We start from the raw sequence: 12,695 nt of genomic DNA on the forward strand, positions 1-12,695 counted from the left end.
TGAGGCGAGGTTACCGGATTACTTTTCATCCAAGTCTTCAACAAACGGGCAGGATTGTGGAAGGCTCAGTTTCGAGATAATAGGAAGTGTTGAAACTAAATAGGATTGGTATCGTATGTGTAATAAGAGAAATGAGTTATGGGGCGATTAGGTAAGAATGAAAAAGAAACTTCTAGAAATAAGAGAAAGAGAAGGTGGGTGGTGTAAATGAAAATGGACGATATTGTAAGTTGCCCTGAATGTGGTAACGATTTGAAGAAAGGATATATTTTCTCTCCTCGAAGAATTTGCTGGTCAGACTCGCCTGATTCCATCCTTGCGGATTTTGGAAGTGAAACATTAATAGGTGATGCATGGTTAAAAGTCAAAAAAGTTCCAGCGTTAAGGTGTGAAGAGTGTAGTGTAGTTATATTCAAACATAAGGAAAACAAAGATATAAATTAGCAATAACTTTGAACTTAACTTATTAAATAAACTGGGGCTTTAATTAAATAATTTGAAGCACAATAGTTCTGTAGTGTACAACAAATCACGCTTTTGTGATAAGTGGAAGGCAATTGTATGAGGGATTGACCTTCGGTTGGGGGTTTTTACCACAAAAAGGAGATATAGATGTATTCATTATATCTCCTGTAAACAGATATATCTTATTGCGCTGGTTTGACTAGTACCATCTCATTAGGTTTAAGACCAGGTCGAGTGTATAACTCAGGTATGTCATCTCCTTCTATACCCGCTAAAACTAATGAAAGCTTTCCTTGTTCAAAAGCATTTTGTACGGATTTTCCGAAGGCAATAGCAGAATAAAACTGTGCAGCGAATTCTCTTGCAGCATCATCGTAGACGGCTTCATTCATACCTATTGCACAGTCAATATGTTCTGTTACAGCTTCTGCTTGTCCACTAGAAAAACAGTTATTAAATATAACGAGTTTAATGGAATCAGACATTGTTTTCATTAATAAAGTTACCGCCTCTTTGGATAGAAGACTTGTCGTACCTTCAGTTGTTTCTAGTACAATATCGTTGGTTGCAGAACCATGACCACTAAAGTGAATTATATGGGGTTGTACTTCATTTATTGCTTGTAATATATCGTTGGAACGTACTGCCCATCTAGACTGTAAATTGATTGAATCCCTATATTCAGAAGCGCGTATTTTTGAGTGAATAAGACTAATTTCTTTGTCTAGTCGTAATGAACTCTGGTCGGTAGGGTTTGAAGCTAAGAATAGAACATTTATTTTTTCTGGAAGTGATTCGAAGTTTATTGAAATGGGATTTTCTAATATTTCCTTACTAATTCTTTGCTGATTTTTCAACTCATTTGTAATAGCTTTTGTGTGTTTTAATTCAGCAGTTTTATTCTTCTTTAACTCTCTATCCTCTGAGCGATGCAATTGACCCAACGCTTGATTTAATGATTTCATTTTATTTGCTTTTTTTACTTTAAGATCCCCAATCTTTTTTTGGCTGTTAGTTACTTCGCGTTGTTTAGAATTAAGGGTTGAAGTACTTTTAGTACGTTGTATAGATTTCAATGCTTTTGCCAACTTTTCTTGTTCTTTTCCTAAATCTTTTTCAATACTAGCAATATCTTTTTCTAAACTTTGAACTTTGTTCCGATACATTGCAACACTCATAGTATACACCCTTTTATTTTGTTTGCTTTTATCAACATAAGTCTATCTTTGAAATATATAAAGAAGACTACCGAGGTCAATCGGTATACTAAAGAAAGCTTAATAGAATCTGTAATTGTACTGTCCGCCACCACGAACAATAAGGTACCACCTTCCAGCTCCATTAACACTAATATTTACCGGTGAACGAGTGTAGTGGCCGCCATAATACTTGAAATTCCGTCCAGCTTTATAGTGTTGGAAGTTGATATTATCTCCGAGAAACACATCAGCGGCGTGTTTCAATTCAACCTTAACTGATAAGGAATTGTTAGTGTCAGCATATGGGACTTGAGTCAATATAACCACCTCCTTTTATTATATTTTATCATAATTTGGAAATTTAAGGGGTATTTTAGATTAGTTATTTAATTAACTAAATGTTGGTTTTAATAGATGGACAGCTGTGATTAATAGGGTTTTTGTAATTATCTTGATTTCAAGTCTTCAACTAACGGGGGCTTTTGTGGAAAAAGTAAACAACTCAAGAGGTGAGTATTGTACATGAATAATGGGATTACTCTAATTGACCATGATCCTTCATGGTCGGATGAATTTAATAAAATAAAACATGTTATTGAGTCTCACTTGCAATCCTTTGTGTTGTCCATTGAACATATTGGGAGCACTTCAATAAAAGGATTAAGTGCAAAACCAATTTTAGATATTGATTTGGTAATATCAGAAACTAATTTATTTCCTCAAGTTTGTACAAAGCTTAGAAATCTAGGATATTATCATGAAGGTGATCTGGGGATTGAGGGTAGAGAGGTTTTTGGAAGGGAAAACCTTCATGTCCCAAAGGATGGTAGTCATTCTATTTGGATGGATCATCACTTATATGTATGTACCGAGGACAGTAAAGAACTTAAGAGACACTTAGCTTTTCGTAACTACCTTCGACAAAATACGGAAGCAGCTTATGCCTATGAGGAGCTGAAAAAGAGGTTAGTAAGAAACTCAAAAGACAGAGCTACATATACATCTGGAAAAAGTAAATTTGTAGAGACCATATTAAAAGAAATCTTATGATTTATTCCATAAAGGGGACTTAATTTAAGGAAATGATGTGGATTCAAGTAAAATATCTTGAAATCAAGTCTTCCTGTAACGGTGGCGATTGCTCAATAGAGTACTCGCCCTAATTTAAATAAGTATAGACAAACGGAAATATTGGAGGAGTTAAATGAAAAGAAAGTCACCAATGGTAATTGCTATTGCTGCCGTTTCAGGCGGCGGAAAAACGACAATTGCTTCTTGCTTAAAAGGGAAGTTACCAAATAGTAAAACGATATATTTTGATGATTATGATTTTGATGGTCCTAAGGACATAATTAAATGGATTGACAATGGCTGTAATCCTGATGATTGGGACTTATCACCACTCATTAGAGATATAAAACAGTTACTTTCTGAACCTCTAGATTATATAATATTAGATTTTCCGTTTGCATATTTACATAGTAAAACAAGTAGTCTTATTGATTTTACAGTGTTTATTGATACTCCATTGGATATTGCAATGGCACGCAGAATAAATAGAGATTTTAAAAGTGGTTCTTCTGAAGATATAATACTGGATTTAGATAACTACTTAGCTAGAGGGAGGCAAGGTTATATTACTATGTTAGATTCGACAAAACCAAATTCTGATCTAATTGTAGACGGTACACTACCTAAATTTGAGGTTGCTGGTATTATCACTCAAAAGGTGATGAACATAGAATGAGATGAAATGAATCATAGAGTCAATAAGGATAATAATAAAAACGCTGTTAAAATAATAGCTATTTATTTCATTGTAGCAGATAAGCTTTAATAGATTACCTTGAAATCGAGTCTTCCGCAATAGGGTGATTTTCTAAAAGGTACATGCTTCAAAAATGCCACTATAATAGATCTTTGAATTCCAATATCATAAAATGAGGTGTAGGAAACACTTTTTAGGTGTAAAATTACACTGAAGGAGTGATTGCATTGAAAAAGTGGTGGATCTTGTGGGTTTTAAGTATCCCTGTGTTTTTAATTTCAAATTTGTATTCTTTCTTCATCCTATTATAACAATTATTTAGAAGCTTAACGGCATCCTGTTACACTGATTATATGATAGCCTCTGGATGAAGGACCTCTTTCAACTTTTACGTTTTTAAAGTTTATTCGCTTCATCGAAGGTATTAGTTCATCTTCAATTTTGCTGTTTATTGCCTCCCATGTCTTACCGTCTTTTCCATCACTTAAGGTTATTAATACAAACCCGCCGGGTCTTAAGACTCTGTAAATCTCTACCATGGATGTTTGCAAGTCTTCCCAAAAGTAAATCGAATGAATACTCAAGACTCTTGAAAAAAACTGATTATTAAAAGGGAGGTTATCAACGCTGCCTTTATAAAGGGTTACTTTTTTATTTTTTATTTTACGCTTATTTCGAAATGTAGAAGAACGTAATAATGTTTTAGATGAATCTATGCCGATTACTTTTCTAACTGTCGATTTTTCTGCTATCCGTTTTAAAGCATAGCCTGCACCAAATCCGATTTCCAACACGTCCTCATTTTTCTGTAAATCTAGTAGCTCTATGCTCCAATTAGTTTCTGGTTTATGTTGACGTATCATTTTTTCACCCATATACCACCCTATTACTCCCTTTGGTTTTCCATAATGCTTTTCCAATTGCTTTCCAACTCGTTTTAAAAATTGCATAGAATCCCCTTTCCTTCTTTCTATTTTTGAATTAGTGCTAGTGATCTATTTTGTAGTATAAGAAGGAAAACACTATAAAACAATATAATATAAGATATAGTTACTATTAAATTTTTTAATAGGTGGTTTGGAACTTGGAAATAAATCAGCTGAGAGCGTTTGACCTTGTCGTTCGTCTGGGATCATTTAGTAAAGCATCAAGATATTTAGATGTTACGCAGCCTGCAATTAGCCAAAGGATTAAGGAACTTGAAAAGAGTGTGGGAGGTCCTCTGTTCCATAGAATCGGCATACACATGGAACTCACAGATTTAGGAAAAGGGTTCTTACCCTATGCGCGACAAGCTTTAGAGATTCTTAATAAAGGAACGGAAAGAGCTCAGTCAATTAAGGAGGGAAAATGGGGAGAAATAACAATAGGTACTTTACCTACCTTTACTACAGGCATTTTTACTTCTGTAATTTCCTCTATGTATGCGAATTTCCCTTATATAGAATTAGCTATACACACTGGACATAATCAGCAAATCATTGAAATGCTTTATGATGGCTTTATTAAATTGGGATTAGTCACCTATCCTTTTTATAACAGTGATTTGAAGGAACTGCAGTTGTTAAAAGAGCCTTTAATTTTAGCAGCTCATTGTAACCACAAATTAAGTAAGTTAATGAAGGGGAGTTACACTATTCAACACGTTTTTAAGAAAGCGAACCCTTTTATTCTTACAGACTGGAGTGATGAAAGTAAAACCTGGCAAAGGAGTAGTATAACCTTTGGGATGGATACGATCGAACTTCCTCCTGCAACTGCATTGGAAATTGTATTATCAGGTAAGGGGGTTGCGCTTCTGACAGAATCAATGGCGCAAGGTTATTTAAAAAGTGGACAGATAGTTAGACTGTACCCGTCAGATTTTCTTGGGCTATTCAGATGGATAGCATTAGTTAGCCTGGAAAGTAAATCAACTTTAACTCCTGCAGCAAATAATTTCATAAAAACATTAAATGAAACTATAAATGAAAATTAAATTAAGGAGAGAAGTTAATCGCCATTTCTGTCTTCTGGTGCTTTATCTACTTTATTAATAACCATTTCGCTTTTTAAACTGTTATTATAGTTCCCTTACCGAGTGCGTAGTTAGTGATTCGCACAAACTATCTCGAAATCAAGTCTTATGGAAATGGGGTGATTACTCAATAAGAGTGGTGGTCGTTCTGCTAATTGGCCATTAAAAAGCATTACTTATGTTTCAAGGTGTAGATAAAGAAATTTTACATAGAGAAAATTTTCTTGAAAAAGTCTCTGGGACTCCTTGCTGCCTGGGGATCGTGGAATAAAAAGCCTCCTGCCGGAAGTGAAAGCACAGGAGACATCATTTGTTTAAAACACCCTTAATTTTATATGCAATCATTTGGGGGGATAATTATGATTTCGCCTTTAAAAAACCCTATAAATCAATATTTTTGAAAATCTTTGATTTATTGTTATGTCAACAGAAAGTGTATGGAGTGTGCATTAGTAAGAAAATCTAAAACTACTTCTTTTTCATCTAGTTAGTTTTTGTAACCTATTTCTCTTTGGACCAGTCACATGCATCACAGGGGTCACAGTTTTTGCCGGTACCGGGTCTGCAATTTTTTGGACATTGTGGAATTGGTGATGGTTGATTCAAGATAGCTAGAGCTTCAGTAAGGTCTGATGTTTTTACATCTAAAATCAATCTAGTATTTTCTGCAGCATATATTGCTTCCACTGTAACATTACAAAATAGTGCTCCAAATATAGCGTTAATTACGCCTGGAACACCTGGTTCAATATCTGATATTTGAATAACTGCTTTCTTTTGAAATTTAACCCCAAGAGTGTTAAGTACATCCTCTACTCTATTAATGTCCTCTATAGTTTCAAAATCAGCTTGGCCAGGCACAAGCCTCACAACATTACAGCTAGTTTTAGGATTATGGTGTTTGTGATTTTTCTTTTCAGTACTAAAAATCTTTGTTTGTAGAAATCCTGTAATATTTACACTCTCAGGTTGCTCAGCAGCAATGCCAGCTAAAATACAACTAAGAGTCTCATCATCTACAGTAAAGCTAAATTGAGTTCTTATATTGAATTGAAAACCATTACTCATCTTTAATACTCCTCTCAAAATAATTGTACAATTATTTTATGTGGAGCTATGATTAAAGATTGTACTATTAAACTAAAGTTTAATAATATTTCTTACTAGAATTGCCTTGTTTCAAAAGGAGGATAAGAGAGTGCCTACTCCACAGGTTAATTATTGGAGGCCAGTTTCCACACATAACAAACCTCTGATTCGTGTCTTCATGAACTGGGTGCTTTACTTCAATAAAATGAGTTTGAGGAAGAACTAATACGAACGGGGGCAATTGTGGTATTTAGGGAGACATGTATTATATAACAAACGAAATCATGTGTAGACGACAACTATAAATTAAGCTATCGAAGTTATTTTAGAAGGGATGTTTCTTTGGTAAAGAATTATAACTTATGGTCATTCTATTTTTGTTTCTTTCTCTTGGCGCTTTCCTTATATTCTTTATTTGCTACTGTTAACCAAATTTGGTTATTATCTCCACCCATTTTTGTTATATGGTTATTGGCCGTTACTACCTTTATCTTTGGAATTATTGGATTCAAAGACATTAGAAAGAGAGCAAGACTTAGAAGTTGGTTGACTGTGTTTATCTCATTCTTACTTTCAGCATTCCTTTTGTTAGGGATCGCTGTAAATACATTTGCTAAGGATGAAATAGTAACAACGCATTCACCTAATTCTAAATATACCATTAACTTTTATACAATGAATGGCGGAGCAGCTACTTCCATTTCTACAATGGGAGTTTTAGATGGACCATTGTGGTTTCGGAAATATATTTATAAAGATAACAACATGCAAAAAGCTGATATTGAATGGGGTAGTAACTATATAGTGAATATCAATAATCATACCTTGAATTTAAATAAGGGAGAAACATATTCTGATGATTAATTGACTTAGCATTAACATTTTAAGTAATATACCAATTCCCAACACGCTAATTACGATCACCTTTTACATATTTAGTCACCGTCTCCTTTATCTATATAAATAATGGAGAAGATGCTTGTCGTTTGTTTTTAGTGGGCAATTACTCAATAAAAGTAATTCGTCTTTTTTACTTTAGAATTTGAGGAATATATGGGGGATTATTAGGTGAGTGGATAGGCGCATCAAATCCTATATTTTTATAGGGTTTTTTACCATAATTTTAGGTGTAGTTGTAGTTAGGGATAAATCTCTTCGAATTACTCCGCATGCTAAATAGGTTTAAAATATCTCAACTTCGAGTCTTATAGTAATGGGCAATGATTGAATAAGAATAGTTGTCTTGTATATCTAGAAAGTTACGGGGTTACGACGGGATGACTTAAGAGGGGGAATAATATGATAGTAAACTCGAATGAATATGAAGTTCGCAATCTCCATTACAAAGTAAGATCTGCACAATCCAAAGACGCACAAGCTTTATCTGAATTAAGGTTACAGATAGATGGTGAAACTGAAAATTTGGATAGAGTTAAAGGAGAAGCATACATAAACGGAGAAGGATTTAAGGATATTATCAAAAGGGACTTAGAAAGTTTGAACAATATTTTCTTGGTAGCTGAAGTAAATGGAACCCTTGTTGGTTTCTCTAGATGTGAAGGAAATACATTAAAAAGAAGTTCTCATAAAGTAGAGTTTGGTGTAGGTGTATTGATGGATTATTGGGGATACGGAATAGGAAAGAACTTCTTAAAAGAATGTGTTAGTTGGGCAGATGCAAATAACATAAAGAAAATCACTTTGAATGTCCTTGAAACAAACGAGAAAGCAATAACTCTTTATAAAAATCATGGTTTTATGATTGAAGGTGTATTACAGAAAGACAAGTTATTATCTGATGGTAATTACTACAATACGTTGTTGATGGGGAGATTAAATTAGTTATTATCTTGATTGCGTTCATTATGTTAAACAAGATAGCTGTAATTGTGAATAAATTTATGGGGATTACGCCGAATTAACAAAGTTGTTTAGCGTTTTCCCAAAATCTGAAAGGGGAAACATTTGTGAATACAGAAAACGTGAAGCTTGTAGAACTAAATCTAGAGAATTGGTATGAGTGTTGTGATTTAGAGGTATCATCAGAACAAGCAGAATTCATAGATTCAAATGCAATATCAATAGCTCAAACAAAATTTGAGCCTACATTAAAACCTTATGCCATATATTTTGAAGAGAAATTAGTAGGTTTTTTAATGTACAATTCGGTTCAAGAAGAACTTGATGGTTATTGGGTTTACAGAATAATGGTTGATAAAGCATTCCAAGGCAAGGGTATAGGCAAAGCAGCAACTAATTTAATGGTTCAAGAGATGGAAAAATTACCGAATGCAACGAAAATTGTTGTAGGTTATCACCCTATGAATACAGGTGCCCACCAGCTTTATTCCAGCTTAGGGTTCGTAGATAATGGAGATAGGTTTGGTAAAGAAATGGCTGTTGTTAAATATATAAACTAGTAATTAATTAAAAAGGACCTATTACTGGTCCTTTTTTGTCTTACACAGGCATGATCTCCTTTACTTAATAAAATATATAATCATGACCAAATGAAATAACAGTTCCAACATAACTGGAAATCAAGTCTTATAGGATTGGAGACGTTATAATTGTGTATGAGCAAAAGAGGAATTCTGTTATAGGTTTGGTCGGACAAATAAGAAATTAATGTAGCATGTTTTGGAGGGTGAAATGGATAAAATTATCGAAACTGCTCAATTAATGATTAATGAAATAGATCCCGAATTTGATATGGATAAAGTAAAAGTGCTGGGAACAGGGTTTGGAAGTATTGTAATAGAAGGAAATGAAGAGATAATCTATAGAATTGCAAGAAATGTGGAGACTGCTAAACAATATGAAAAGGAAGTTGAAATCTTACCGATAATAACTAATGATTTAGATATTAATATTCCAATACCGATTTGGTACAAGATTAATACTCCATCAGTTCCATCTGGGATCATGGCTTATAAAAAAATTAAGGGATATTCGATGAGTAACGAATTATCGGAAGGAAATAAAACTAAACTCGCAAAAGAGATAGCCGGATTTATGATTGATCTTCATCAAATCCCAATAGAAAATTTAATTATGAATAAGAATTTAAAAAATAAGTATGATAGAGAATCCTTAACAATGCTTAGAAAGAACACCATTGAAGTGTTGGAACATCAATTGTCTGAAGAAGAACATAGAACAATTAAGATTTGGTGGGATGACGTATTATCTGATCACACTTTATTTAATTATCAACCTATTCTATGTCATGGTGACATGTGGTACGAAAATATATTGGTTAATGAAAATCAATCAAGTGTAGTTGGAGTAATTGACTTTAGTAACATGATGATTGGTGATCCAGCAATAGACTTAGCCCCTCAACTTTATCTGGGTCATGAATTTTATGAGAGGGTATTGAAAGAATATACGAATGTATTTGGAAATGAGAAAGAAATACGAAAAAGAGTTCATTTCCATATGAAAATTAGAGAACTATCCGGCCTTCAGTATGTTATACATAATCAACTATTCGATGAATATTATGATTCCATCTCTAAGATAAAAAATATTTTTAAGTCTTCAGGTTAATTTTCTCCTGTTAAAAGCTTGAACAACAAAAGGAGCTCTGTTTATTTGTTGGACTCCTTCAATTGGGCACAGTTCTGTTTCCTTGGTGTGGCAGCTGGGACATTGAATTGAAAACAAAAGGATTTTTTTCCTTGAAGGAGGCGATTGTTCGATAAGAGCAATCGCTTTTTTACTTTCGGGCAGGATTGCAGAAGACTCCATTTCGAGATAAAGCAACAAATTGAATGCTCAACTCATTTGGAATTATTTGGATTATTGATGGTATAGTTACTATAAGAATAAAAATGGAGGGGTATTCTGTGGGTGCCTTTACAGTTTTTCTGATTGTGATATTAGCGGTAATAGTCGATTTCTTTTGGTTGGACGTAGACCGGAAGCGTTGGGGTTGGATGAAAAATTGGACGAAATTTCACAGAGGAGTATTCTTTTCTGGCTTTGTCATTGTATCAGTATTAATTTACATTGGGTTAAGCCTTCAATTTTTATAACTCTTTCAGTATGGGGAACTACCTTCGGACGGGTATTTATGTTCAGATAAGTGGGGTAGATATCCTTCATGCTTAAGCATGATGGGGAGGGGTTGGATGAAAAAAGCGCTGAAATGGATGTTCATCGTTCTTGGATGTGTCATAGGGGTTATCGGCTTTTTTGTAATTGCTTTTATCGTGGGAATGACACCGGATAAGGATGAAGAAGCAAAGGTTACAGCGAAAGCAGAAGAATATCTGAAAGCGGAATATTCGGATCAAATGGAAATTTACGATACGCTTTATGACAATATGGGGAATTTTGGATTTGAATATGCGGCCAAGGCAGCAAACTATTATAATCATGTATCTTTTCTCGTGTACGAGGATAGTGAAACAGGGAAAATGGTCGATGATTATGCGGTAAGCTATTTCGAGGAAGAGCTGCAAGAGGCTATTGTGGACGATGTAGAAAAGCGATTTAGAAATGCAGGGATGATTGTTGCCGATTATAAACAGACGGCTGCCGCAAGAAAATACCTAGGTGAGACGGATTTACCAGAAATTAAAGATTTAGATGTGGCACCTACACTTTCGATTTGGATGGACCGAGGGAAAGAGGATGGAGATAAGCAAAAAATGAAGGAAATCATCGACATCTTGAAAAAAGACATTCATTTGCCCCAAGTGAAGGTCATGATCCATTATTACGCAGCTTCAGGTGATGGAACGATATCGATGGCATACGGAACAAAAGAAGAATAGATGGATAAGCAGAAAAGTTCCACTTATTATTTATTCTTGGTTGATTATTCACTAACAAGGCAGTTTGGTGAAATAAGAAGGATATAAAAATTGAGAGGATTGATGACTGATAAAATGGCAATTTTTATAGGGTATGTAATTGCACTTATAGGTGCAATTGCAGCATTTCTTTTAAGCGTAGAAAAAACAAAAAATAAAAAATATAAGGTATGGGGCATTGCTCTTATGGTACCAATTTCACCATCTTTAGCTTTTTCCATAGGAATAACCTACTCATTCATTGTAGAAGATCCTTGGGCAGCATTGATAATGTGGTATATTTTCCCCTTTCTTTTCATCATCGGACTCGTTATGTTAATGGTTGGTATTTTCAAGAAAGAGGAAACAAAAATAGTTTGAGATCTTCAACTAAAGAGTGCGTTAGGTGAAGATCAACTCGAAAGTATCTCGTGAAACGGGGCGAAAGCTGAAGATCGTATTAATGGTCTTCAGCTTTTCCTTAATTTAAGCGCCAGGCTCTTTTATTTATTAAGCCAAGATTGTGTATATTTTTCTATTGACTAAACGTTCATTCAACAGTAAAATGAGGTTCAATACTAAAACATGGAGGGACCTCTCAATGGATTTGCATTACGAGGTTAATGGTAACGGTTACCCTGTCGTTCTTCTTCACAGTGGGGGCGCTGATTTACGGGACTGGACATTCGTTGCGCCACTTTTATCAAAACATTACAGGGTGGTTCGTTTTGATGGACGCGGGGCTGGAAAATCACCGGACCCAGAGGGTGATGTGAACTGTGTGGAAGAATTAAGGAAGCTCCTTGACCATTTGAACATTCATTAGGCTGCCTTAATCGGGCATTCGATGGGTGGACAGATTGCTACCGACTTTTCTTTGGAATATCCGGAATACGTTTCGGATTTGGTTCTAATCGCCCCGTCTCTAACGGGCTTTAACTATTCAGTGGAGTTTCTGGAATACATGAATAAGGTAAGCGCTGCTGCACCAGATATTAATAATATGATAAAAGTTTCACAAAGTGCACCGTCCTATCGTATTGTCCAGTCTAGTCCTCACAAGGAGCTGACGGAAGAAATGCTCAGACACCATATCGAACGGTCCTTCCATTGGCCGGATTTTGAAATGATTTGGCCGGACCCTCCTGCAGCTGAAAGGCTGAACGAATTAACGGTTAAGACTTTATTTATGATAGGTACGGAGGAATTACCAGATAACCTTCGTGTCGCTGACTGCTTTCGAAAGCAAACAAACGCAGAAATCGTTGAAATTTCTAGTGCGGATCATATGGTTACATTAACTCATCCGGAGGTTTTGTACCGTCATATTATCGAATTTATGGAGGAATGATGAT

14 protein-coding genes and 1 pseudogene are annotated in these 12,695 nt (G+C 34.8%); 11 read left to right on the forward strand and 4 right to left on the reverse strand.

From position 1 onward, the window contains the following. Positions 1-207: 207 nt before the first annotated feature. Complete coding sequence (locus MUN89_RS02675) at positions 208-444, forward strand: PF20097 family protein (RefSeq protein ID WP_244711178.1); 237 nt, start codon at positions 208-210, stop codon at positions 442-444. A 203-nt stretch (positions 445-647) separates the two neighbouring features. On the opposite strand, the gene MUN89_RS02680 is transcribed toward MUN89_RS02675, so the two are convergent. Together MUN89_RS02680 and MUN89_RS02685 are read right to left on the reverse strand one after the other, a co-directional pair. Further along, entirely contained in the window at positions 648-1,643 is a 996-nt protein-coding gene (locus MUN89_RS02680) for a CHAT domain-containing protein (RefSeq protein WP_244711180.1), read from the reverse strand. Positions 1,644-1,742: 99 nt separating this feature from the next. Continuing rightward, positions 1,743-1,991 carry a DUF1883 domain-containing protein gene (locus MUN89_RS02685; protein ID WP_256464013.1) on the reverse strand — a complete coding sequence of 83 codons (249 nt, stop codon included), beginning with the start codon at positions 1,989-1,991 and terminating at the stop codon, positions 1,743-1,745. Between the two features lie 195 nt (positions 1,992-2,186). Between MUN89_RS02685 and MUN89_RS02690 the strand changes: the two genes are divergently transcribed. Next, positions 2,187-2,714 carry a GrpB family protein gene (locus MUN89_RS02690; RefSeq protein ID WP_244711181.1) on the forward strand — a complete coding sequence of 176 codons (528 nt, stop codon included), beginning with the start codon at positions 2,187-2,189 and terminating at the stop codon, positions 2,712-2,714. 154 nt (positions 2,715-2,868) lie between these two features. Further along, positions 2,869-3,411, forward strand: coding sequence for a nucleoside/nucleotide kinase family protein (locus MUN89_RS02695; RefSeq protein ID WP_244711183.1), 543 nt, complete (start codon positions 2,869-2,871; stop codon positions 3,409-3,411). Positions 3,412-3,758: 347 nt separating this feature from the next. Here MUN89_RS02695 and MUN89_RS02700 read toward each other — a convergent pair whose 3' ends face one another. Next, positions 3,759-4,382 (reverse strand): class I SAM-dependent methyltransferase, encoded by a 624-nt coding sequence (locus MUN89_RS02700; RefSeq protein WP_244711185.1) that lies wholly within the window; start codon positions 4,380-4,382, stop codon positions 3,759-3,761. Positions 4,383-4,516: 134 nt separating this feature from the next. On the opposite strand from MUN89_RS02700, the gene MUN89_RS02705 reads away from it, so the two are divergent. Further along, positions 4,517-5,410, forward strand: a complete 894-nt coding sequence (locus MUN89_RS02705; protein WP_244711186.1) for a LysR family transcriptional regulator — start codon at positions 4,517-4,519, stop codon at positions 5,408-5,410. A gap of 540 nt (positions 5,411-5,950) precedes the next feature. On the opposite strand, the gene MUN89_RS02710 is transcribed toward MUN89_RS02705, so the two are convergent. Then, positions 5,951-6,517 (reverse strand): hypothetical protein, encoded by a 567-nt coding sequence (locus tag MUN89_RS02710; protein ID WP_244711188.1) that lies wholly within the window; start codon positions 6,515-6,517, stop codon positions 5,951-5,953. 363 nt (positions 6,518-6,880) lie between these two features. Here MUN89_RS02710 and MUN89_RS02715 point away from each other — a divergent pair, with 363 nt between their 5' ends. From MUN89_RS02715 to MUN89_RS02745, 7 genes and pseudogenes are all read left to right on the forward strand, one after another. After that, positions 6,881-7,402 carry a DUF5412 family protein gene (locus tag MUN89_RS02715; protein WP_244711190.1) on the forward strand — a complete coding sequence of 174 codons (522 nt, stop codon included), beginning with the start codon at positions 6,881-6,883 and terminating at the stop codon, positions 7,400-7,402. Positions 7,403-7,837: 435 nt separating this feature from the next. After that, on the forward strand, positions 7,838-8,380 hold the full coding sequence (locus MUN89_RS02720) for a GNAT family N-acetyltransferase (RefSeq protein ID WP_244711192.1): 543 nt from the start codon (positions 7,838-7,840) through the stop codon (positions 8,378-8,380). Between the two features lie 125 nt (positions 8,381-8,505). After that, the gene (locus MUN89_RS02725) at positions 8,506-8,958 is read left to right on the forward strand and encodes a GNAT family N-acetyltransferase (protein ID WP_244711193.1); all 453 of its coding nucleotides are present in this window, start codon (positions 8,506-8,508) and stop codon (positions 8,956-8,958) included. Between the two features lie 232 nt (positions 8,959-9,190). Then, positions 9,191-10,090: a phosphotransferase family protein gene (locus MUN89_RS02730; RefSeq protein ID WP_244711195.1), complete on the forward strand. Its 900-nt coding sequence runs from the start codon at positions 9,191-9,193 to the stop codon at positions 10,088-10,090. A gap of 584 nt (positions 10,091-10,674) precedes the next feature. Next, positions 10,675-11,322: a hypothetical protein gene (locus MUN89_RS02735; RefSeq protein WP_244711197.1), complete on the forward strand. Its 648-nt coding sequence runs from the start codon at positions 10,675-10,677 to the stop codon at positions 11,320-11,322. A gap of 102 nt (positions 11,323-11,424) precedes the next feature. Further along, the gene (locus tag MUN89_RS02740) at positions 11,425-11,721 is read left to right on the forward strand and encodes a hypothetical protein (protein WP_244711198.1); all 297 of its coding nucleotides are present in this window, start codon (positions 11,425-11,427) and stop codon (positions 11,719-11,721) included. 220 nt (positions 11,722-11,941) lie between these two features. Then, positions 11,942-12,691 (forward strand): annotated as a pseudogene (locus tag MUN89_RS02745) (alpha/beta fold hydrolase). The last annotated feature ends 4 nt before the right edge of the window (positions 12,692-12,695 follow it).

This window comes from Halobacillus salinarum (assembly GCF_022919095.1).
GTDB classification, from domain to species: Bacteria; Bacillota; Bacilli; order Bacillales; family Halobacillaceae; genus Halobacillus_B; species Halobacillus_B salinarum.